We start from the raw sequence: 20,797 nt of genomic DNA on the forward strand, positions 1-20,797 counted from the left end.
CACCGGCGGCTGTCGCCAGGTGCGAGCAGACTGTTCATCAGTGTGCTCGTCGAGGAGGGTGCGGGGCTGGCCGTAGGGGAGGCGGGCCAGGCCGGTGGCCGGGCGCAGGTCGCGGGGCTGACGACCTTCCCCGGGCCGGGGCGGCGATGGGTGAAGAACATCGGTCACCGGATACGGCCGCGCAGCGGCCGGGGCAGGAGACGGGCGGTGCGGGCGTCCCAGTAGACGGTCTCCAGCACGAAGTCATCGCGCGCCTGACCGCGGCGGGGGCCCGGTGCGGGCGTCCTTCGCAGCACCAGCGCCCACTTCCAGAGGTGAGGCGCGTTTCCGGGCTCTGACGGGGCTGTGGGTTTCTCGTCGTTCTACTCGTTGGTCTTGATCTTCTTCATGGTCAGGTGGGATTCGAGGCGAAGTACGGCGGGCAGGCCGCTGAGCTTTTCGGTGAGGAAGGCTTCGTAGGCGGCGTGGTCGGCGACCGCGACGCGCAGGAAGTAGTCGGGGCGCCCGTACATGCGGCGGAACTCGATGACCTCGTCATAGGAGGCCACGGTGTCCTCGAAGTCCTGGAAGCTCTTGCGGTCCTGGGCGTAGATCTCGACGTCGATGAGGACCTCCAGGTCGCGGCCCAGGGCCTGAGGGTTGATGACGGCCCGGTACCCGGTGATGACGCCGGCCTCTTCCAGCCGCTTGACCCGGCGCAGGCAGGGCGGTGGGGTCAGACCGACACGCTTGGCCAGCTCGACGTTGGTCAGCCGCCCGTCCTGGCGCAGGTGAAACAGAATGTCGCGATCAATGGCGTCGAGGGTAATTTCATTGCTCACTACATGATCATAGAGCGGTAAGTGGCAACCATGTGAGGTGCGATTCATCCTAAAATTCCACACATGGATAGCACTCATGTAGGCGCCGAGGACCGGCCTCGGCCCGTTCCCGCTCCTCCACCCTCGACACGGTCCGGGGCGCGCGCGGCGTTGAAGGACTCCGCCGGAGTCGGGTTGGGTTTCCTGCCGCTCGGCCTCGCCTTCGGGGCGCTGGTGACGCAGTCGGGTCTGGACTGGTGGTGGGCGGGGCTGTCCGCGGCGCTCGTCTTCGGCGGATCGTTCGAGTTCTTGCTCATCGGCATGGTCACGGCCTCGGCACCGCTCGCGGCGATCGCGGTCTCCGCGCTGCTGGTGAACGTCCGGCACGTCTTCTACACGCTGTCCTTCCCCCTGCACCGCGTGAAGGGCCGTCTCGGCAAGGCGTACAGCACCTACGCGATGTGCGACGAGGCGTATGCGCTGACCACCGGCGAGCGGGCGCGCACCTGGTCCAGCCGCCGCATCCTGTGGCTGCAGTTCTTCCTGCACCTGTACTGGGCGGGCAGTTCCACCGTCGGCGCCCTGCTCGGCTCCCTCATCCCCGACAGCGTCACCGGCCTGGACTTCGCCCTGACCGCCCTGTTCACCGTCCTCGCACTCGACGCCGTCCGAGACCTGCGGGGCGACGTGCCCACCCCCGTCCTGGCCGTGCTCAGCGCCCTGTCCGCCCGGCTCCTCTTCCCCGGCCAGATGCTCCTGGCCGCCTTCACGCTGTTCACCACCGCCCTCCTCGCCCGCCACCTCACCACCTCCAGGAAGCCCCACCATGCGTGACACCAGCTACACCATCGCCGCCGTCCTCGTCGCCGCCGCCGTCACCTGGGCCCTGCGCGCCCTGCCCTTCGCCGCCCTCACACCCCTGCGTGAAAGCGGCACCGTCCAGTACCTCAGCACCCGCATGCCCGCCGGCGTCATGGTGATCCTGGTCGTCTACTGCCTGCATGACCTGCCAGTGACCGAAGCCCGCGGCACAGCGCCGCTCGGGGCCGTTGTCCTCACCATCGGCCTGCATGTGTGGCGCCGCAACGCACTGCTGAGCATCCTCGGCGGCACCGCCACCCACGTGCTGCTCGCCAGCACGCTCTTCGCCCACTGAACCCACCTGACACCGAGCCTGGTGCTGTCGCTTGTCGGGTCCGGCTCAGATTCCGTGATCTGGTTACTGAGCGTTCGGGTGCCCATAAAGTTGAGCTCGGAGCGAGTGGGCTAGCTGGTCTGCCTGGTCAGCCGTTACTCGCTCCCGCTCTGGTCGCCGAAGCAGCTCGAAGATGCCCGGCCCGCGATGCTCTGGTCGCAGATCTGCCATGCGCGGAACGATATGGAAGTGCACGTGCGCGAAACCCTCGGCTTCGGCAAATTGGACGACGTAGGTCTTGGCACAACCAGTCACGCTCCGGAGAGCCCGGGAGAGCTTGACCTGCCACACTCCTAGGGCAGATGCCTCAGCGCCGGTGAGGTCATGAACCGCGGCGACGTGGCGCCGAGGCAGCAGCACCATCCAGCCGGGCACCGCGGTGTTGAAGGCGTGGGCCACCCGCCAGTGCTGGTCATACACCACGCACTCGCGTGGTGGAAGGTTGTCGAAATCTGCTTCCTTGCCGCATGTGTAGCAGTCGGGAGTCGTCATGAACTGAGATCGTAGAACTGTGTCTCTGAGGCCAGCGAGGACGGCATCGCGGTCTCGGTCGATGGCTGCGGCGAGGGTGTGGAGGCCTCGCCGATCTCGTCGTCGGCGACCGACCCCAGCGGGCGGCCCTCCCCGATCCGCTCGGCGGTCTTGCCGACGCCGACTCCATAGCTGCGGACGGTGTTCGGGTTGCGGAGCGAATCGAGGAAGGCGTCGGCCGCCGCGCGGGCGGTCAACGCCTTCCCGGCCGGCAGTTGCACGACGGCGGGCACTACTTCCCCCTTGCCATGGATCACAGGGCCGCTTCACGCACGGCCCTGAGAACGTCACCGCAGGTGACGCACCAAGTTCGCGCAGATAATAGGGCGTTGTCCGTGGAACAACTTCACACCGGTCCCGCCGCCGGTGCCCCGTCGGCCGCCCACCAGGGCGACGAACGCTCAGCGCACGATGTGAGTGGGCGGTTCGTGAGTCTTTGAGTGGATCCGTTGTCGCCTGATGGTGTGGCGGCGGGGCGGACTCTGCCGGTCCGCGGTTGGTGATCTGGTGATGTGACCGGGTGAGTGAACGCAAGCCGTACCCGAGTGACTTGTCGGACGAGCAGCGGTCGTTGATCGAGCCGGTGATCACCGCGTTGGAAGGACCGGCACCGCTCGGTCAGCGGTCATCAGGGCGCCTACGACATGCGGGAGATCGTGGACGCCGTCCTCTACCAGGGGCGGACCGGTTGCCAGTGGGCCCTCCTACCGGTCGTGCAGCACCTTGGGGCGGGTGACGGGGACGACCTCGAGCAGGTCGTGGAGACCCTTGAAGTTGTCCGGGTTCGTCGTGCACAGGGAGGCCCTCGGTGATGGCGATCGAGGCGATCATCAGATCGGTGATGCGGCGCCGGGGGTACGGCCCACGCTGACGGAAAGCATTCTGTCTCGGACCTGAAGAGGAAAACGCCCCCTCGTGGACGCAGTATCCGCTCGACGGGACGTGCGCACGAGGGGGTCGCTCTCGGCAGGCCGGTAAGTACCGTAGTGAACGGGTCACCTGGGATCGGCTGCCGAAAGAATTACTTTCCAGTGGGTGTGGGTGTGGGTGTGGGTGCCTTCCTGACGGGCTTGGCGGACGCGTGCTTCTGGGCGAAGTGCTTCCTGGCGTGCTTCTTGGCGGAGTGCTTCTTCGTGGAACCGTGTGACGTGGCACCGCCGTCCGACTGTGCGGTCAAGTTCCCCGCAACGATGGTGATCTTGAGGCCATAGGTGGTGACCAGCGGAGCGGTGACCGATGACGGGGCAAGGGTGGTCACCTCCACGGTGTCCTCTTCCGGGTTGAAACCTGCTCCGGCGAGGTAACCGGCGTTCCCTATTTTCGTGACGGCGTCGTCCTCGACCGCCGAGATCTCGTTCAAGCTGGTGAACTTGCTGTCCCACGCGGCGTAGAGGCCGAAGGTGGTCGGCTGCCGCCAGCCCGCGGGATACTGCAGATGGTCAGGGGCGGTCGATCCCTTGGGGAACAACATCTCCGGCACGCCGTCGTCGTCCACGAACTCGGCGAGGGCGCCGTTGTAGTCACCGAGCTGTACGAACGAAGCCCAGTCGGCCTCGCTGATCCCCGCGTTCGTGGGGTCGTCGATCATTGCGTACGACGGGGCGATGCCCGCCGCGAGTGACGCAGACAGGAGGCCGCCCACCAGGAGCGTTCTGAACGTCTTTCGCTTCATTTATTCAACCTCGCCGTGTTCTTTCAGGCCGCGGATATTTGATCCGGGGCACATCGGTGAATGATGGTCACCGAGCCGATTTCTGGATATCCCGGGAAAGCTGGCCAGCTTCCTGTTGTTGGGCCCAGTTCATCGACGCATGAGACGTTCTCGGCTCACATCAGTTCTGCTTTTTCTTAACCCAGGTTTTCGCTCGGGGCCCCTGGGCGACGCGGCTCCCCATCCTGCGGGGAATTCGGTCGGTGCGGCGTTTTCAAGCTCCGGGCCGCTGCGGGCCCGGCCGCTCCCTGCCGGTTTTCACAGCGCCGGTCGGAAAGCTGGCGGCAGGCGTTTCTCTCGGGTGCCGCCGTTCCATCGGAAAAGGGGCGGGTGCTGTGGGTGGAGGAGAAGACGGTGGCAGTGGGCGGTAGGCGCGGCTTGCCACGGGTGCTTGGCGCGTAGGGCATGCCCGAGGGGGCTCAGACGGCAACGGGAACCTTTGGGCGGGTGGCCGTGGTGTCGGCGGTCGCGGAGGCCGGTGCGGTGCGGCGCAGGCTCTTCAGGGCGACCGTGACTCCTGCGGTGACGAGCCCGCCGGCGGCGATGGCGGCGGCGAACAGCAGCGGCTTGCCGAGCTGGTCGGCGGCGAAGACGCCTCCGTAGGGGACGGCCATGGTGGAGCCGAAGGTCATGGTCAGCATGCCGGTGACGGCGCCGCCGGCCATGGTGGCCGGAATCACCCGCAGCGGGTCGCGCAGTGCGAAGGGAACCCCCGCAGCGGGAACGGGGATCAGACCGAGCAGCCAGGCCACCTTGCCGTAGTTGCGCTCGGCCTCGGTGAACAGCCTGCGGCGTACCACGGTGGCCAGTGACAGGCCCAGCGTTGGGGCCATGCCGGCCGCCACCACCACGGCCATGAAGGTCATGTGAGCCGGGGAGGGGACGTAGGAGCTCAAGCCCGCGAGGGTGTAGGCGTAGGCGATCTTCTTGAAGATCCCGCCGAAGTCGCAGCAGGCTATGAGGCCGAGAACCAGGCCGAGGGCAAGGCGTTCGTCGGTGAGTTCCAGATCGACCAGCTTCTGGTACAGCCAGAAGCTGAGCCAGTCGAGTCGGGGGGAGATGATCGCGGAGAAGAACACGACCGTGGTGAGAGCAGCCAGCAGCGGGATGACCGCCTTGGTCATCAGAGGGCGCCACCTGGCCGGAACGGTGATCTTGCAGAGCGCTCGGGTGGTGGCACCGGCGAGCACGGCGGCGGCGAGGCCGCCCAGGTAGCCGGTGTGAAGGCTCGCCGAGGCCACGCCGCCGACGAAGGCGGGGACCAGCGCGACACGGCCGGCGATGCCGTAGGCGACGTACACGGCGACGGCCAGACCCAGGCCGTCGACGGTGAGATTGCCGGTTTGCAGCAGCGACAGACCCCAGCTGTCAGGGCGCAGCCAGGAAAAATCCTTACCGGTGACCTGGACTGTCTCTGCGGTGATGTGCCAGCCGCCGATGGCGTAGGCGAGGACGACCAACAGGCCACCGACAGCGGTCAGGACGGCCAGGTAGCCGGTTCCGGACGTGATCCACCGGCCGAGCCTGGCGGCGGCACGGTCGCCGGGCTCGGCATGTTGGTCCATCGGGGCAGGGAAGGCGGAGGTGGGGGACATGGAATGAATCTCCAGGATGTGTGGTGCTGCCCGTGGGGCGGCGAGTCGAGGCGGGTACGCCGGGACGTCGGGAGTCGGTGCTCCGGCGGACTGCGCGAGGAGGGAACGGAGTGGCGAACGGGAAGAGCGCCAGGACCGGGTGCCGCCGCCCCATCCGGGGCGACCGGCACCCTTCAATCCGCAGACCGCACCGGCCGCGGCCCGCCGCCCCCCAGGCCGTGAGAGATGGCGGGAGGCGGCCGCGACCGGTTCTAATTCATGCTGATGCTGCCGTGCCAAGAGTCGTATATGAACTGCGCCTTGACCCCGTACATCCGCCACTGCGTCCCGTTAGTGCAAGGGTCGCATTTCCATTCCACGATGCCGCTGAGGGTGCCGGCGGCGGCTGCGGTGCTGCTCCCCGCCACATAAACTGGAGCACCCGAATCACCGGCCTCGGTGAGCTTGCCGTTGTCGTAGCGGGGGTAGTTGGTCCCGCCCGGGCCGAACACGAAACCCCACGTAGTGGAGTTCCAGTGGGTGTGACCGCTGTGGTCCGTCCAGTTGAAGCCGTAGTTGGTAGCGGTGACGGGGTGGCCGCAGTGGTTGAACGTCGTCTGCCCGCTCACACAGACGTGCATGCCGTAGTACATCCCCGACAGGGAGTGAACTGGCAGATTCGAGGTGCTGCCGGGAGTGCCGCCCGTCCAGATGAAGGGGTCGTACGTGTAGCCGACGAATGCTTCGAGATCGGCTGGACCGAACCTCTTGACCCACCCCATCCACTTGCCGTCCGCGCCCAGGACGCGTTCGTTCAGGGAGTAGCAGTGTCCGGCGGTGGTCATCATATCGGTCGCTTGGCCGGTTTCGGGGTCGACCACATGAACCTTGAATCCGCTCGTGCAGTTGCCCCAACTGGCGGTATGGATCGAGTCTCCGCCCCAGAAGGGGGCGCTGTCGTTGTATCGACCAAGCTGTTCCTCGAAGCGTGACCGGAATACTTCGATCTTGTCGCCGTACTGGCTTTTCAGTGATGCCGTGACGGACTCGGGAGCGTCGGTGTTGACCATCACCTTGTCCGTGTCGGCGTCATAGGCCGCGCCGAGGCCGTACTTTCTCGCGTCCTTGTTCCACTTCCCGCTTCCCACCTCGTCCGCGATCTTGTCTGTCTCGCCCTTGTGGAACCGGCTGACCTTGACCTTGACCTTCATCCCCGCCGGGATGTCCGCCAGAACCTTGTCCTTCTCGGCGGCAGACGTGCCGGCGGGCAGTGTCAGCAGCGGGCCGGAGCCGTCCTTGGCGTCGAAGACCCCGAGGGAAGAGTGCTTTTTGTGCACCGCGTCGAGCTGCTTCCACTGCGCCTGGCTCGGCTCCTTCACCGATGCCGTAGCCGGCTCGTCGGCCGCCCATGAGGAGGCCGGTGCCCCCAGGGTCGCCGCGACAACGGCGGCCCCGGTCACCCACCTGGCAAGGCGTATCGATCTCATAGCTGATCTCATTTTCATCCTTCTGATACAGGGCGAACAGAGAATGTGCGTCCGCCACGGCTGTCCACTTGAGGGACAGAACCTTTCGGCTGACTTCCGCATCGGCCGGGCCGGACGCCAAGGGGGATGGCAGCCGGGTTCACGAGGTGCCTTTGGACGTGACCGCCAGGAGGCACCGGTGAACTGCTCAGGCAGGCCGAGTCAGGTCGGTGCGCCGGGGGAGGCCCCGGCTGGTCGGTGAGTGCCCGGCGGGGATCCGGCCGCCCCCGGCCGGGCGGGCGCTTAGCTGGGGCTCGGGAATGGCCTGGCAGGGGAGTCCCAAGGTGTCGCGGCGAGGCTTCCGCCTCGGTGTGCGGTGCGTCATGGCGAGAAGCATCGTTCCCCGGCCGCCCCCCGACCATGGGTGTTTCTACGGGTTCCCCCCACCCATCCCCCGGGTGTTTCTACGGGTTCTCGGAGCGTGGCTGGTTCGCTGCCCACCTGGCCGCGATCTGGGTACGGCGGCCGAAGCCGAGCTTGGCCCGGATGTTCTCGATGTGGCTGTCGACCGTGTGCGGCGACAGCACCAGCTCGGCGGCGATCTGCCGGTTGCTCATCCCCTGGGCCACCAGCGCGGCCACCTGCCGCTCCCGGAGGGTCAGCGAGCCCGTGGCTGCGCCCGTGGCGGGGGCAGGGCTCGTGGCGGGGGCCGGCGCAATCTGCTCGGTGCCGGTGCTCGGTGCCGGTCTCCAGGGCATAGGCGATGGCCCGGGCCGGGGTGTCGTGGGCGGCGCCCTCCTCGAGGGCGCTCTCGTACGCGGCCGGGCCCAGAGCCCGTACGATCGCCTCCTCGAACCGCGCGTGCTGTTCGGCCCGATAGGGACCGAACGCCTCTGGGGTCGTCCCGAGGTTCCGCAACAGAGCCCGCATGGCGCCCAGCAGCCGTCCCGCCCGCTCGTCGTCGCCGCCGGAGGCGACGGCCCAGGCGAGCACCTCAAGCGTCAGGGCGGTCCCCGCGTACTCGTTGAAGCCCTGTTGGGCTTGGAGCGAGGCACGGGTCAGTGCCATGACCTCCTCGTTGTCGCCGCGTGCCCAGGCGGCATGGGCAAGTGCCCAGAGTGCCTGCGCACGGCCCGACTGCTCCCCGTGCGCCTCGGCGAGGGCGACCGCGTGCCTGCCGGTCTCCAAGGCCCGCGGGTCCCCGAGGGCCGTGTGGGCTACGCACAGCTGGAACAGGGTGAAGACCGTTCCGGTTTCCTCGCCCAGCGCCGTGTGGGCGGCCACCGCGCCCTCGAACCACGACACGGCATCCTCCAGCTGCCCGGAACAACGCGGAGGAGCCGCGGAGGGTCTGAACATACGCGCGCACCACCGGGTCCCCCAGCCGCTCTCCCAGCTCGTCGGCCTCCTCCAGCCACCGGTGGGCCGCCGCCAGATCGCCCTGCAGCACGGCCACCCAGGCGGCGACCCACAACGCCCGTGCCCGGGCCGGGGTGGGCTCGGGCGCGGCCGCGAGCACCCGGTCGAGTACGCGGCGCCCCTCGCCGAGATATCCGCTGACGCACCAGTGGAAGCGCAGCGCCGCGGCCAGCGCCAGCACGGTCTGCGGGTCACCGCCGCAGTCCAGTGCTACCAGCAGATTGCCGTGTTCGGCCCGCAGCCGGAGCAGGCCCTCCTGCTGGCCGGGGCCGAATTACCCCTCAGCGAGGCGCTCGGCGAGGGCGAGGAAGAAGTCACGGTGCCGCCGCAGCAGCCTTTCCTCCTCACCGGACTCGGCGAGCCGCTCCCGCCCGTCCTGCCGGATGGTCTCCAGCATCCGGTAGCGGGGTTGGTCCTCGGCTTCGGTGGGCAGGACGACGGACTGGGTGATCAGCCGCTCGAGGAGGTCCAGCACCTCCTCCGGAGCGATGCCATCGCCTTCACAGACGCCCTCGGCAGGGTCCAGGGCGAAGCTGTCGGCGAAGACGGCCAGCCGGTTCCCCAGCAGCCGCTCGGCCGGGGTGCACAGCTCGTAGCTCCAGTCGACCGCCGCCCGCAGCGTGCGCTGCCGCGGCCGGGCGGTGCGGTCGCCGCCGGTGAGCAGCGCGAACCGGTTCTCCAGCCGGTCCGCCACCTGATCGACGCTGAGGACGCGCCGCCGGGACGCGGCCGGCTCGGTCGCCAGCGGCAGCCCGTCCAGGTCGGGACAGAGTAGCGGCCGAGCACCGCGGCCAGCGGCCCTGGTCCTGACCAGCTGGAAATGGACACCAACGCACGCTTCCCTCTCACGCGCCACCGATAGCCTGCGTCATCATGACGCGCGCATGGATCTTGCCGATCTGTTCCTGGTCTGCGGCTCGCTCGTTGCGACCGCGTGGGCGCTCAGGGGGTTTCCCGGCGCCGCTGTTCCCCTGCTACTGCTGATGTTTGTCCTGCTTGCGGGGCTGAACTCGCCGCTGGCGTTCCCCCGGTCGATCAGCGCGATGGAGGCTCAGCGCCGCAGCGCGGTCGACGGCCGACCGATCGTCTACTGGAGGGCCGGCTGCAAGTACTGCCTGCGCCTGCGGATCCGGTTGGGCCGCAGCGCCAATCAACTGCACTGGGTCGACATCTGGCGCGACCCGGCTGGGGCGACGGCGGTGAGGGCAGCCAACGACGGCGACGAGACCGTGCCGACCGTCATGGTGGCGGGCCAGCCGCACGTCAACCCCGATCCCGAATGGATGCGTGCGCAGCTCTCCCCCTCCACGTGAGCGGCCCTGTCCCTGCCTCACACAGAAACGGACATCAACTCACGGACCGCCCTCTGACACCGGATGTTCCTCAGACCCCGAACACACCACGGTCCGCGGGAAGCGGTGCTCGTCACCACCGTCCGGCCCGGCGACACAGCGCTGCACAGCCCCAGTAAGCCGGGACTTGACTCCTGTACGGAGGTTCGCCGCCCCGGACGCCCTGAACGTCCACCTCCGGGCGGCGAGCACCTGGCCTCCGGGCACGGACCGCAGCGTCGTCGCTCAGGGAGTGAACTCCTCGTCCAGACGGTCGATCACCCCGTCGGCGCCCAGGTGGTACTGGAACACCAGTCCGCTGTTCGGGTTGGCATCCAGCCAGTCCAGGAACTCCTGGACGCCTATGTGCTGGTTCTCGGTGCTCTCCACGATGGGGGTGGTGACGGTGATGTACGCCGCCTGGTCCATGGGCATGTAGGTTTCCTTGCCCACCGTCTCGAACGGCGCGCCGTCGGAGTCCGCGGGGGCACAACCCCAGTTGCCGTACTTGACGATGAGGCTCAGGGACCCCCCCTCGGGGGTGTAACGGTAGACCGCCACCTCGTCGGGTGAGATGGGCATCTTGTGGTCGCAACCGTCGTCCCCGTCCGTACTCGCGGAGGCGATCGGGTCGGCCGGTGCGGGCGCCGAGGGGGCGGGCTGAGGAGCCGCGGACTGTGACGAACCGGCGTTGCCGGTGCCCGTCGTGGACTGGTCCGCGGGCTTGGCGCCGGCCGACGGGGAAGCGGTCTGCGCGCTGCCGGCCGACCCTGCCGTAGTGGTCTTCCCGCCGGCGGGGGCTGCCGTCGAGGTCCCGTCTCCGTTGCAGGCCGTGAGCACCACCGCGAGGACGGGGGCAAGGGCACTGATCACGGTCGCACGGAGAAGGGTGCCGGGTCTGTGCCGGTTCGACTTCTTGGAGGTAGCCATGACGTTCCTGTCTGGTAGACGACGGTTCGCGGTGACTGTTGCACACACAAACGATTTCCGGCCACCGGGGGTTGGGATGGACCGTCAGTCACCGGGCAGTCGAGAAGACATCGGTGCCTCAGAAGAGCGGATCATCCAAGCGGAGGGGGTCATGTGGCCGGAATCGTCGCACGCATCAAGGCATTCATGAGAAGCCCACAAGGGCAGCGCACGATCGAACAGGTACGCCGGTCCGCGGCCGACCCACGCCGCCGCGCTCAGGCCCGGCAGTTGGTACGGAGGCTCCGCGGCCGCCGCTGAGCCCGGGTATCGGCGAAGGGGAGGCGAGGCACCGCCGATCCGGCGTCAGCGGCCCTTGCCGACCCGGGGCTGCCGCGCGGGCCTCCGCCGTCTTGCGGGCCTTCGCGGGACTGCCTGGCGCGGCCCTGGCGCGCGCCGGGGCCGTGGAAGGGGGCGTTGCCGCCGCCGGGCCTTGTCCCGGTCGGCGGGCGCCGCGCGCCGACGATGGCGGTCAGCCTCTCCGCACCGGAGCGCACCTGCGTGACCGTGGGCCGGGCCCCTGGCTTCGGACATCATCCGACTCACCTCGCGCCGCTGGCTGGAGGTGACCAGGGTCTCGACGGGCCAGGCAGCCGAGCATATTGGCGCGTACGCCGACACCCGGGGGCACTCGGAGCCGAGAGCCTCGGTCAGGTCGGACGGTTCGACCGCCGGCCCTAGCCGAGCGAGGACGAAGAGGACACCCACCCCGGAGGGCCGCACCCAGAGCACCGCTCCCGGTCGTGGACCCGTCCGTGTACGACGGGGTCCCTTCGCGGTGCGCCTGCCGGTCCACCTCACAAGCCCGGTGAGCCTGATCCTGCTCGCCCGGTGGAACCATGGCGAATGCGCACGACCCCTCACGTACGGGTCTCCCACATCTGGCACCGGGCCTCAGCCCGGTGTCCGTGGGCGTGCCGGCCTCTTGCCCTTCCCAGGGCATGACCTTGACACTGTCGGGATGATCACTTGGCTGGCCTGGGCCGGTTACGTCCTGGGCTACGCAGCCCTCGTGGCGGGAGCCATGGCGCTCGACGACAGGGTTCGCGCGAAGGCCGTCGCGGAGGCGCTGGCGCGCTACGAGGCCGCGAAACCGGATCCCGCCGACGCCATACCTGACGAAGACCTCCGACTGGGGCTCGCCGCTGTCGCCGTCCTCGTCCAGGGGGACGGCAAGGCCGAGAGCGCGTTCTGGACGGTGCTCGTCGACATGGTGGCACGCGGGGTCCTGAAGCCGGGCACGGCGCGCGACGGCAAGCCAACCCTGCAGCGCCCGATCGTCCGTGGCCGGTGGCCCGCGCCCCCCACGTCGGACACTGAGCAGAAGATCTGGTCCCTTGCGTACGACCGCAACCCTGCCTCGGCGAACCCGCACGTCGTCATGCACCCGATCGCCCAAGGCCTTTTGGCAGAGGGGTACTTACGAGGCAGAGGCGTGTACGTCGACTTCCGGGCGCCTCGCCCCGTGTGGTCCTGGACGGTTGCCGCGCTGAGCCTGCCGCTCGCCGCGCTGGTGGTGTTCCTCTTCCTGCACTGGCGGTTCAACCTGGTGGCGATGTGGACGGCGATCGCGATGGTCGTGGTCGCCTGGGCGCTCACCATGCCGGACGACAAGCCCGCGGCGCTGCGGCTGCCCGTACGGACGGAGCGGGGCGATCAGGTCGTCCGTCAGGCGCGGGCGCGTCACGCGCATCTCGACCCGGCGCACCGGACCGAGCCGTACGCTCCCGAGGAGGCGGCCGCCGCCTACGCCGTCTTCGGGCCGGATGCGTACCACCACTTCGCCTCCCACACGCCCGGTTTCTCCGCCGCGGTCGACGCGGGCACCGAGGAACGCCACCAGAACGTGGCCGCCGAGGAACTGCTGCGCAGCCGCGGCAACTTCAACGGGTGAAAGCGCAGTTGCCTTGATCTACAGTTCGGCTCATGGGGGTATCGATCTGGAGTGGGGTCCGCGAGCGGGTAGAGGCTCTGGCCCGGGTGGACGAGGCACGGCAGGTCTTCGGGGCCTGGGACCTGGCCGGGGGAAGGGGCCATCACTTCCGGTTCGCGCAGCCGCTCTCGGAGCCGGAGATCTCCGAGGCGGAGGCGCAGTGGGGTGTCTCGCTGCCGGCGGAGTACCGGAGCTTCCTTCTCGAAGTCGGTGCAGGCGGTGCGGGGCCGGGCTACGGGCTCAGCGTCCTGCGCCGGACGGACGCGGGATGGCTGTGGAGCAATGTGGATCGCGGCCTGCGCCACGACTACCTGGGGCTTCCGTTTCTGACGGGCGAGGAACGATGGCGGGTTCTGGCCGAGCACGATGACAGGCAGCCGCTGCAGTCCGGCAGCGACGACGAGGCCTACTTCGCGGCGTACAGCGCCTGGATGACGGCGGGCGACGAACTCTTCGACCGGGTCACCAGCGGTGCGTTGACACTCAGTCACGGAGGCTGCGGCTACTGTTACTTGCTCGTCCTGACCGGCCCGGAGCGTGGCCGTATGTGGCAGGACGACCGCCCCGGGGGCGGTGAGTTCAGCCCTCTCGGGGAACCACGCACGCCGGTCGGATTCGCGCGTTGGTACCTCGGATGGGTGGAGGGCGCCGAGATCGAAGCGCGTCGTCCGCTGCGGCGTCCCCGATAGGAGGCGGTGTCGGCGAGCGCTGGTTGAACGCGTACGCGGTACGGGTGCGGACGTTCCTGTTCGGATGACACCGCGTCGCCGTACGACGATCCGCGGCGCCGACGCCTTCAGAAGAGCCTCTACGGCTGGTCGTTGGGGACCTCGTAGGCGTTCTCCCAGGGGACGTTCTGATGCGCAATCCGTTCAGCGGGCTCGCCGTCGGTAGTGGCTGCGCCGGGCTGTCGCCTGGTGCTGTGGGCGCCAGATGGACCAGTGCAGTCACCGCGAGGTGGATTCCGGGCTATAGTCGCAGGGTCGCGAAAAACGATGTCTCGCGGATTCACCTCCCGGGCATCGCGCATACATCGATGCAGATGGTTCTGATCGGTGAGCGTCTCCTGCCGAGACCGGACACCCCGTCCGCTCACGGCGCTGACCAACGCCGACGCGTGTCGGCGCTACAGAGGAGCGCACCATGCAGAAGACCATCGCCATCGTCGGAGCGGGACTGGGCGGGCTGACGCTCGCCCGGGTGCTTCAGGCTCATGGCGTCGCCGCGACGATCTATGAGGGTGAGGCTTCGGCGACGACCCGTGCACAGGGCGGTCTGCTGGACATCCACGAAGAGACCGGACAGGTCGCCCTTCGCGCAGCCGGCCTGTACGACGAGTTCCTCGCCCTGGTCCGCCCGGGCGAGGACGCCAAGCGGGTGGTCGACCGCCACGGCACGATCCTGTTCGACATACCCGCGGACCCCGCTTCGGCCCGTCCCGAGGTGGATCGTGGCGAACTCAGGCACCTGCTCATCGATTCGCTGGCGGCCGGGACGATCAGGTGGGGCCACAAGGTCGCCTCCGTCCGGCACCGTCCGGAGGGCGGCTACGTCCTCACCTTCGCGGACGGTTCCGCCACACACGCCGACATCGTCATCGGCGCGGACGGCGCCTGGTCGAAGGTGCGTCCCCTGCTCACCCCCGCCGAGCCTCTCTTCAGCGGAACCTGCTTCATCGAGATCGCCCTCACCCCGGGCGGCCAGAACTGTCGGGCGAGCGTGGCTGCGATCGGCAGCGGCACGCTGATGGCGGTCGCGCCGGGCAAAGGCATCATCGCCCATCGCTACGCCGACGGGCACGTGCGCGGATACGCGGCGCTGTACAAGCCCGAGGAGTGGATGAGGTCGATCGACTTCGGCGACCCGTCCGCGGGCCTCCGCCAACTTGCCGACGAATTCGACGGCTGGTCGCCGCTGCTCACCGCCTTCGTGACAGAGAGCGACGCGGAACCGTGGCTCCGCCCCATCTACGCCCTTCCCGTCGGGGTCAAATGGGACAGGGTGCCCGGAGTGACGCTCGTCGGTGACGCCGCGCATCTGATGTCCCCCTTCGCCGGCGAGGGCGCGAACCTCGCCATGTACGACGGCGCGGACCTGGCCGGCGAGCTGGTTGAGCAACCCGACATCGAGGTCGCGCTCAGCGCCTACGAAGAGCGGCTGTTCCCGCGCAGTAGCGACGCCGCCGACCGCTCGGCGCAGAACCTGGAAGTCTTTTTCGGCCGGGAAGCACCGCAGAGCGTAGTCGCACTGTTCGATCCCTCCTGACGCCCCAGCCCGGGTTCGCCAGCGCCGCCGCGCTGGACGCGCGACGCACCGCCTCCTTGGTGACGAAGCCGCACAGGAGTATTGGACGGCCGACGGCACCAGGACCCGCCGAGTGCAGCATTTTGGGCCAGCCGCCGATCACGCGGCAGAGCCATGGGGCGCGGGGCACGGTCGGGCACACCGGAAACGGTCGCCCGCCGGATGGATCTAGATCCGAGACTTGCGCAGCGAGTGCCACACCGCCCCGGACAGCGCCAGCGTGGACCGCGGCACCGAGAGGTGTTCGTGCTCCCGGTACAGCCGCCAATTGTGCTCCACCAGCGCCAGCTTGTTCGAGGACAGCGACCCCGCCCGGCCGGCCCTGTAGACCGCCAGCGGTTCCTTCAGACCCCGGGCGGGGTGACCGTCCCTCATGATCGACAGCCACAGCGCGTAGTCCTGCCGCTTCGGCATGTCCGGCATCAGCCGCGTGCCCAGCACCGTCCGGTCGTACATGGCGGTCAGGGCCCCGATGTGGTCCTGCACCAGCATGTCCCGATACGTCACGCGCTCCCGTGCCGTCACCACCCGCCCGTTCGGCGTGAAGTCGCAGGCCTCCCCCGTGTAGTCGCCATCGACCTTGTAGTAGGAGGTGAACGTCAGCGGGGCATCGCCGTCGGCGGCGAATGCGAGCTGCCGTTCCACCTTGGAGGGCAGCCACATGTCGTCGCTGTCCAGGAACGCCACGTACTCCCCCCGCGCCCTCGCCAGGGCGAGGTTGCGGGCCCTGGCCGCGCCGCCCTGCTCGGGTGCCGCCTGCGGGCGCACACGCTCGTCATGGCGGGCCAGGTCCTGCAACAGATCCATGGAGCCGTCGGTGGACGCGTCGTCGGTGACCAGCAGCTCCACGTCCGTGTGGGTCTGCGCGAGCACGGAGCGCACCGACGCGCCGAGAGTGGCGGCCGAGTTGTGTACCGGCATCACCACAGAAACCAGGGGCACAGCGGTGTTCCTTACTCAGGTTGGAGTTGTCATGGATGTCGTCGGCTACGACGTGGACCCGCACCGTATCAACCGGCTCACCGCCGGTGCGTCGCACGTAGAGGATGTTGAACTCCTCGCGGCTCCGCGCGGTGCTGGAGGCCGGGCCTGCCTCGCGACCGCCGACGCTGCCCCGGCACGACGGTGGTTCTGGAGTCCACAACCTTTCCCGGCACTACGAGGAACTGCCGCTGCCGATCCTGGCGGACGCCTCGGGCCTCAAAAGCGGAGGGTGGACTTCCGGGCGGGATTCAGTCCCCAGCGCATCCTCGCCGCCGTGCGGCACGGGCAACCGGCTCGGGACCGAACGGTGCTCCTCCTCAGTAGCGGAGCCGGAACATTGCGCGCTCCCTGAAGTCGCCGGCCGTCGCGGCCGTCGCCAGCCGGCCCGCGAAGCGCTCGTAGGCCTCGTACTCGCCAGCGGTAAGGCCAACGCGCCTGGCGCCTGCGGCGAAGCGGGCCGGAGCTAGCGCGGCGGCCAGTACTTCGACGTCTTCGTCGGGGGCCAGGTTCAAGACCGCCACCGTCCGCTCGACCATGCCTGCGTAGTCGCCCGGACCTGCGACTCTCTCGATGTCCGCGAATCCGTCGGGGTGATGTGTGACCTGGAACGACGGGTTGGCTTTTGCGCCGGCGCGCAAAGTTCGTCGTACCCGCCTGAGGCCGCGCAGGTCCTCCTCGGCCACGGTGACGGGGTGGAGCGGGACGAGGCGTCTGCCGTCCGGGGCGCGGAGTCTGCTGCCGTGCGCAGGTTCACCGTCGATGTCACGCAACGCCCGGCGGGTCCGCAGGATTTCGGGGAACGCGTGGTGCACGTTGCTCCAGGCGTCCAGCGAGCCCATTGCGTCCAGGCCCGTCAGCCTCTCCAGGCCGACAGGGTAGGCGGGCGCGACGTCGTCGGCGATGCCGTTCCGCCGCGCCGCCCAGGCGGCATGGTACGGCGCCAGCAGGCGTTCACCGGTCATGTAGAAGTCGTACAGCCACTGGGGGTCCTGCGGGATGAGGCGAAGTGTGGCGGTCACCGGGGTTCTCCCTTACGGCAGTTGAAGCGCCACGACCCGATCGGGGCAATGACCACTCCGAATAACGTCACATTGACATTAAATCATGTCACTGCGACGAAATCAGTCGCGGCGGATGGGTGTAAGCCTGTCGATGCGCGCGGGAGAGAGGTCGTGCCGCAAGCGGTGCTCGTGAAGCGCGAGCACCGCAAGGACGTGCCGGGCCAGGGCGCGGACACTCGCCCACGTAAGGAATGGATCGCGGGTTGTCCCTGACGATGTGCCCTCCGCCTTCGAGGAGTCAGACGCCAGCCGTCTACGATGGGCCTGCATATACGCTGGCGGGAGGGAGTCGGGGCCATGCGGCGGCTGGGGGATCTTGAGGCCGAGATCATGGACCGGCTCTGGAGCTGGAAGCGTCCGGCAACGGTGCGCGAGATAGTCGACGACATCAACGAGACTCGGCCGGTCGCCTACACCACGGTGATGACCGTGACGAACATCCTGTACACCAAAGGCTGGTTGCTGCGCGTCAAGCAGGGCCGGGCCTGGGTGTACACCCCGGTCCGCAGCCGGGAGGCGTACGCAGCCGCGCTCATGGAGGACGGTTTGGGTGCGAGTCAGGACCGGCCGGCCGCACTGGTCCACTTCGTCGAGAACATGTCCGCCGACGAGGTCGCCGCCTTGCGCAAGGCCCTGCGGAACGTGAGCCGGCAGTCCAGGGCGAATCAGTGAACACGGCCCCTGCCCTGGTCGGATACACGGCAGCGGTGGGGTTCGTCGCCCCGCGTGTTCTGCTGCGCAGCAGTTGGCCACACCGGGCTCCCGCCCTGGCGGCGGCAGTGTGGCATGCCGTGGCGGTCTCGTTCTCCATCGCTGTCGCGCTCAGTGCGGCAAGTCTGGTGATGCCGAACGACCACCTGCACGCGGGGCTGGCCGGACTGCTGCGCACATGCGGGTTGGGCGCGGGCGCTCTTCGACCCGACCCCGACATCGCCGACCGCCTGGCCGTCGGCATCCCCGCCGTCCTCGGGGTCGCCCTCGGCGTGAGCTTCGCCTTCCACCTCGTACGGGCCCGCCGGGTGCGCACTCAACACCGGGCTGCTGTCGATCTGGTGGGGCGTCACTCAACCCGCCTCTGCGCCACCGTCCTTCCGTACGACGTCCCCGCCGTGTACTGCCTGCCCGGCCGCCGTCCGCGGGTCGTGATCAGCGAGGCGGCCGTGCGCCGGTTGACGCCCCAGCAACTCGACGCCGTGCTGGACCATGAACAGGCCCACATCGCGGGCCGTCACCACTTGGTGCTGGCCGCCGCGGAAGCCTTCCATGCGGTCTTCCGCTGGGTTCCGCTCGCCCGCCACGTCCGGGAGCAGACGGCGCTGCTGGTGGAGATGATCGCCGACGACCGGGCGCTGCGCCGTCACTCCCGCGATGTGCTGGCCACGGCCATGTACGAAATGGCAGCGGCGCGCGCCCCGAAGGGCGCTCTCGCCGCCGGCGGACGGACGGTGCTCATTCGCCTGAAGCGGGTGCTCGGTCCGCGCACGGCTCCGCACCCGGCTCTGTGGGGGTCCATGGCCGTCCTGGCCGTCACCGTTCCTCTGCTTCCACTGCTGCTCGCCTGCCCGTTCGGACTCGGCTGACCGGTCGGTGCCTCGGCATGGCGCTCATGACAACGACTGGCTTTATCAAGACATCTGGTCTCTGTCACTCCCATCTGTCTTCAGGGCAGTCGCTTCGTACGCATCGAGCTGAGGCATGCCCGGGGCCGGGCCTGCCCCTACCACTCGGCCTGTGGCCGGCGCACTCTGCGGGCGCAGAACCTGACCCGGAGATCAGGCTCTCGCTCACGACCACTCCTCAAAGGCTGAGGATGCAGGAGGTCGCCCGGTCGCCGAGAGGCACTCAGGCCTGGTAGGCGACGTTCGCCATCATCCCGGCCTCGCCGTGGTAGGCGTTGTGGCAGTGCAGCATCCACTGGCCGGGGTTGTCGGCGTCGAAGAAGACGGACAGCTTCTTCTTGGGCAGCACGATCGCGGTGTCCTTGCGCGGCCCGGAGTCGCCGATCTGGTACGTGTGGCCGTGCAGGTGCATCGGATGCCACATGGTGGTGTCGTTCACGAAGTCGAGTCGTACACGCTGGCCCTTCTCGATGAGGAGGGGGTTCGCCTCGGGATCCGCCATGTCGAACGGCTTGCCGTTGATGGCCCAGTTGTACGTGTCCATGCCTCCGGTCAGCTTGATCTGGTGGGTGACGTCGGTCTTGGCGGGCTTCAGGCGCACGTCAGCGGCGGCGCGCAGCTGGGACGCCGTCATGATCATGCCGTTGAGTTCTTTCGGACGGACCGTCGCGGACGGCCTGCCTCCCGATCCGGTGCGGACCAGGGCGAGGCCGTTCGCGTCCTTGCCCTCGGCCAGGGCGACGAGGGGGAAGACACCGTTGCCGAGGGTGACGAGGACGTCGTAGCGCTCCCCCATGCCGACGAGGAGGGCGTCGACCTCCTGGTGCTGGACCGGGAAGCCGTCGGTGTGGGTGATGGTCAGCCTGTGGCCGCCGAGCGCGACCCGGTAGGCGGTGTCCCCGCCCGCGTTGATGATGCGCAGGCGCACCTTCTTGCCGGGCTTGCCGGTGTACACGTCCGGGTCGGTGGCGACCCGGCCGTTGATCAGATGGTGCGGGTATTTCACGTCGCCGGCGTCTCCGCCGAGCAGTTCGCTGTCGGCGCCCATGAGCATGAACTTCGTCGACATGCCGCCGGACGAGGAGGCGGAGGAGGACGCTGAGTCGCGCCCCATGTCCATGTCCCCCATGTCGTGGCCGTCCATGCCGCTGGAACCGGAGCTGCTGGTCCGTCCCATGTCCATGCCGCCCATGCCCTGCTCGAGCTCGGCGAAGACCTCGTCGGGGGTGCCGGTGACGCCGTCGACCCAGTCGTCGAGGAGGACGACCCACTCGTCGTCGTAGGCGAGCGTCTCCTTGGGGTCCTCGACGATCAGTGGGGCGTACAGGGCGCGATCGAGCTGGACGCCGACGTGGGGGTGGAAGAAGTACGTGCCCGGGGCGTCGGCGATGAACCGGTAGGTGAAGGTGGAGCCGGCCCGGACGGCGGTCTGGGTGGCGGGCGGCACTCCGTCCATGTCGTTGCGCAGGGCGATGCCGTGCCAGTGGATCGACGTGGCCGTCTTGCCGGGGAGTTGGTTGGACAACTCGGCGATCAGAGTGTCGCCGACGGAGAGCCGGACCTCCCTGCCCGGGGCGTTTCCGTCGAAGGCCCAGGTCTTCGGCATGAGGCCGCCGCCCAGGTCGATCATCGCGGATGCGGCGTTGAGGGTGACCTTCTGCCGTCGGCCCGTGCTGGTTCGCTTCTTCTCGGTGGCGGCGACCGCGGACCCGGTCGGGTCGACGAGGGCGCTTCCGTTGCCCGGGCCACCGCTACAGGCGGCGAGCGCGCCGGCCCCGGCGACTCCGAGACCTGCGAGCAGGACGGAACGGCGGTTGATGCTGTTCATGATGGGGGTGTCCTCTGTGTCGTACTGCCGATGTGGTCGCGAAGGGACGGCACATCGCGCGCCGTCCGGCGC

At 68.7% G+C, this 20,797-nt stretch carries 18 protein-coding genes and 6 pseudogenes; 9 read left to right on the forward strand and 15 right to left on the reverse strand.

The features are described from left to right. Positions 1–39: 39 nt before the first annotated feature. Both OG852_RS02225 and OG852_RS02230 read right to left on the reverse strand, forming a co-directional pair. Positions 40–266, reverse strand: a pseudogene (locus OG852_RS02225) (site-specific integrase); the annotation flags it as partial. 96 nt (positions 267–362) lie between these two features. Then, positions 363–821 carry an Lrp/AsnC family transcriptional regulator gene (locus OG852_RS02230; RefSeq protein WP_133917279.1) on the reverse strand — a complete coding sequence of 153 codons (459 nt, stop codon included), beginning with the start codon at positions 819–821 and terminating at the stop codon, positions 363–365. 63 nt (positions 822–884) lie between these two features. Here OG852_RS02230 and OG852_RS02235 point away from each other — a divergent pair, with 63 nt between their 5' ends. Both OG852_RS02235 and OG852_RS02240 read left to right on the forward strand, forming a co-directional pair. After that, on the forward strand, positions 885–1,634 hold the full coding sequence (locus OG852_RS02235) for an AzlC family ABC transporter permease (RefSeq protein WP_133917280.1): 750 nt from the start codon (positions 885–887) through the stop codon (positions 1,632–1,634). Then, positions 1,627–1,956, forward strand: a complete 330-nt coding sequence (locus tag OG852_RS02240) for a branched-chain amino acid transporter permease (protein WP_330346900.1) — start codon at positions 1,627–1,629, stop codon at positions 1,954–1,956. Before OG852_RS02235 ends, OG852_RS02240 begins: the two co-directional genes overlap by 8 nt. Positions 1,957–2,019: 63 nt before the next feature. On the opposite strand, the gene OG852_RS02245 is transcribed toward OG852_RS02240, so the two are convergent. Both OG852_RS02245 and OG852_RS02250 read right to left on the reverse strand, forming a co-directional pair. Beyond that, positions 2,020–2,487 carry an HIT family protein gene (locus OG852_RS02245; RefSeq protein ID WP_133917282.1) on the reverse strand — a complete coding sequence of 156 codons (468 nt, stop codon included), beginning with the start codon at positions 2,485–2,487 and terminating at the stop codon, positions 2,020–2,022. 83 nt (positions 2,488–2,570) lie between these two features. Then, positions 2,571–2,759 (reverse strand): annotated as a pseudogene (locus tag OG852_RS02250) (site-specific integrase); the annotation flags it as partial. A 287-nt stretch (positions 2,760–3,046) separates the two neighbouring features. Between OG852_RS02250 and OG852_RS02255 the strand changes: the two are divergent. After that, positions 3,047–3,233, forward strand: a pseudogene (locus tag OG852_RS02255) (transposase); the annotation flags it as partial. On the opposite strand, the pseudogene OG852_RS02260 reads toward OG852_RS02255, so the two are convergent. The 6 genes and pseudogenes from OG852_RS02260 to OG852_RS02285 all read right to left on the reverse strand — a co-directional run. Continuing rightward, positions 3,231–3,390, reverse strand: a pseudogene (locus OG852_RS02260) (VapC toxin family PIN domain ribonuclease); the annotation flags it as partial. The pseudogenes OG852_RS02255 and OG852_RS02260 sit on opposite strands and share 3 nt — an antisense overlap. Positions 3,391–3,547: 157 nt before the next feature. Then, positions 3,548–4,198 carry a hypothetical protein gene (locus tag OG852_RS02265; protein WP_133917283.1) on the reverse strand — a complete coding sequence of 217 codons (651 nt, stop codon included), beginning with the start codon at positions 4,196–4,198 and terminating at the stop codon, positions 3,548–3,550. 458 nt (positions 4,199–4,656) lie between these two features. Then, positions 4,657–5,832, reverse strand: coding sequence for a fructose-specific PTS transporter subunit EIIC (locus OG852_RS02270; protein ID WP_133917284.1), 1,176 nt, complete (start codon positions 5,830–5,832; stop codon positions 4,657–4,659). A gap of 251 nt (positions 5,833–6,083) precedes the next feature. After that, positions 6,084–7,298, reverse strand: coding sequence for a hypothetical protein (locus OG852_RS02275; protein ID WP_133917285.1), 1,215 nt, complete (start codon positions 7,296–7,298; stop codon positions 6,084–6,086). Positions 7,299–7,741: 443 nt separating this feature from the next. Beyond that, positions 7,742–7,918, reverse strand: coding sequence for a response regulator transcription factor (locus OG852_RS02280; RefSeq protein ID WP_330346901.1), 177 nt, complete (start codon positions 7,916–7,918; stop codon positions 7,742–7,744). A 1,052-nt stretch (positions 7,919–8,970) separates the two neighbouring features. Beyond that, entirely contained in the window at positions 8,971–9,390 is a 420-nt protein-coding gene (locus OG852_RS02285; RefSeq protein ID WP_330346902.1) for a hypothetical protein, read from the reverse strand. A gap of 179 nt (positions 9,391–9,569) precedes the next feature. Between OG852_RS02285 and OG852_RS02290 the strand changes: the two are divergent. Next, positions 9,570–10,009 (forward strand): annotated as a pseudogene (locus OG852_RS02290) (glutaredoxin domain-containing protein). Positions 10,010–10,273: 264 nt separating this feature from the next. On the opposite strand, the gene OG852_RS02295 reads toward OG852_RS02290, so the two are convergent. Next, entirely contained in the window at positions 10,274–10,957 is a 684-nt protein-coding gene (locus OG852_RS02295) for a hypothetical protein (RefSeq protein ID WP_166663771.1), read from the reverse strand. Between the two features lie 352 nt (positions 10,958–11,309). Next, a pseudogene (locus OG852_RS02300) lies at positions 11,310–11,578 on the reverse strand (DEAD/DEAH box helicase); the annotation flags it as partial. 379 nt (positions 11,579–11,957) lie between these two features. Here OG852_RS02300 and OG852_RS02305 point away from each other — a divergent pair. From OG852_RS02305 to OG852_RS02315, 3 genes are all read left to right on the forward strand, one after another. Further along, positions 11,958–12,890 carry a hypothetical protein gene (locus OG852_RS02305; protein WP_133917286.1) on the forward strand — a complete coding sequence of 311 codons (933 nt, stop codon included), beginning with the start codon at positions 11,958–11,960 and terminating at the stop codon, positions 12,888–12,890. 32 nt (positions 12,891–12,922) lie between these two features. Continuing rightward, the gene (locus tag OG852_RS02310; RefSeq protein WP_133917287.1) at positions 12,923–13,618 is read left to right on the forward strand and encodes an SMI1/KNR4 family protein; all 696 of its coding nucleotides are present in this window, start codon (positions 12,923–12,925) and stop codon (positions 13,616–13,618) included. 454 nt (positions 13,619–14,072) lie between these two features. Then, positions 14,073–15,194, forward strand: coding sequence for an FAD-dependent oxidoreductase (locus OG852_RS02315; RefSeq protein ID WP_133917288.1), 1,122 nt, complete (start codon positions 14,073–14,075; stop codon positions 15,192–15,194). Positions 15,195–15,401: 207 nt separating this feature from the next. Here the strand turns inward: OG852_RS02315 and OG852_RS02320 are convergent, their stop codons facing one another. Together OG852_RS02320 and OG852_RS02325 are read right to left on the reverse strand one after the other, a co-directional pair. Continuing rightward, positions 15,402–16,175: a glycosyltransferase family 2 protein gene (locus tag OG852_RS02320; protein WP_133917289.1), complete on the reverse strand. Its 774-nt coding sequence runs from the start codon at positions 16,173–16,175 to the stop codon at positions 15,402–15,404. 359 nt (positions 16,176–16,534) lie between these two features. Next, positions 16,535–17,236 (reverse strand): hypothetical protein, encoded by a 702-nt coding sequence (locus OG852_RS02325; RefSeq protein WP_330346903.1) that lies wholly within the window; start codon positions 17,234–17,236, stop codon positions 16,535–16,537. Between the two features lie 339 nt (positions 17,237–17,575). On the opposite strand from OG852_RS02325, the gene OG852_RS02330 reads away from it, so the two are divergent. Both OG852_RS02330 and OG852_RS02335 read left to right on the forward strand, forming a co-directional pair. Then, the gene (locus OG852_RS02330) at positions 17,576–17,950 is read left to right on the forward strand and encodes a BlaI/MecI/CopY family transcriptional regulator (RefSeq protein WP_133917291.1); all 375 of its coding nucleotides are present in this window, start codon (positions 17,576–17,578) and stop codon (positions 17,948–17,950) included. Continuing rightward, positions 17,947–18,858: a M56 family metallopeptidase gene (locus OG852_RS02335; RefSeq protein WP_330346904.1), complete on the forward strand. Its 912-nt coding sequence runs from the start codon at positions 17,947–17,949 to the stop codon at positions 18,856–18,858. Before OG852_RS02330 ends, OG852_RS02335 begins: the two co-directional genes overlap by 4 nt. 262 nt (positions 18,859–19,120) lie before the next feature. Here the strand turns inward: OG852_RS02335 and OG852_RS02340 are convergent, their stop codons facing one another. Continuing rightward, positions 19,121–20,725 (reverse strand): multicopper oxidase family protein, encoded by a 1,605-nt coding sequence (locus tag OG852_RS02340; protein WP_330346905.1) that lies wholly within the window; start codon positions 20,723–20,725, stop codon positions 19,121–19,123. Positions 20,726–20,797: the final 72 nt, after the last annotated feature.

It is taken from the genome of Streptomyces sp. NBC_00582 (genome assembly GCF_036345155.1).
Lineage (GTDB): Bacteria > Actinomycetota > Actinomycetes > Streptomycetales > Streptomycetaceae > Streptomyces.

What these genes read in the sequence shown, in the direction of transcription:
- OG852_RS02330 (WP_133917291.1), top strand. Translation starts at nt 17,576, where the DNA reads ATGCGGCGGCTGGGGGATCTTGAGGCCGAGATCATGGACCGGCTCTGG.
- OG852_RS02270 (WP_133917284.1), bottom strand. Translation starts at nt 5,832, where the DNA reads ATGTCCCCCACCTCCGCCTTCCCTGCCCCGATGGACCAACATGCCGAG.
- OG852_RS02245 (WP_133917282.1), bottom strand. Translation starts at nt 2,487, where the DNA reads ATGACGACTCCCGACTGCTACACATGCGGCAAGGAAGCAGATTTCGAC.
- OG852_RS02275 (WP_133917285.1), bottom strand. Translation starts at nt 7,298, where the DNA reads ATGAGATCGATACGCCTTGCCAGGTGGGTGACCGGGGCCGCCGTTGTC.
- OG852_RS02305 (WP_133917286.1), top strand. Translation starts at nt 11,958, where the DNA reads ATGATCACTTGGCTGGCCTGGGCCGGTTACGTCCTGGGCTACGCAGCC.
- OG852_RS02315 (WP_133917288.1), top strand. Translation starts at nt 14,073, where the DNA reads ATGCAGAAGACCATCGCCATCGTCGGAGCGGGACTGGGCGGGCTGACG.
- OG852_RS02235 (WP_133917280.1), top strand. Translation starts at nt 885, where the DNA reads ATGGATAGCACTCATGTAGGCGCCGAGGACCGGCCTCGGCCCGTTCCC.
- OG852_RS02265 (WP_133917283.1), bottom strand. Translation starts at nt 4,198, where the DNA reads ATGAAGCGAAAGACGTTCAGAACGCTCCTGGTGGGCGGCCTCCTGTCT.
- OG852_RS02310 (WP_133917287.1), top strand. Translation starts at nt 12,923, where the DNA reads ATGGGGGTATCGATCTGGAGTGGGGTCCGCGAGCGGGTAGAGGCTCTG.
- OG852_RS02340 (WP_330346905.1), bottom strand. Translation starts at nt 20,725, where the DNA reads ATGAACAGCATCAACCGCCGTTCCGTCCTGCTCGCAGGTCTCGGAGTC.
- OG852_RS02295 (WP_166663771.1), bottom strand. Translation starts at nt 10,957, where the DNA reads ATGGCTACCTCCAAGAAGTCGAACCGGCACAGACCCGGCACCCTTCTC.
- OG852_RS02240 (WP_330346900.1), top strand. Translation starts at nt 1,627, where the DNA reads ATGCGTGACACCAGCTACACCATCGCCGCCGTCCTCGTCGCCGCCGCC.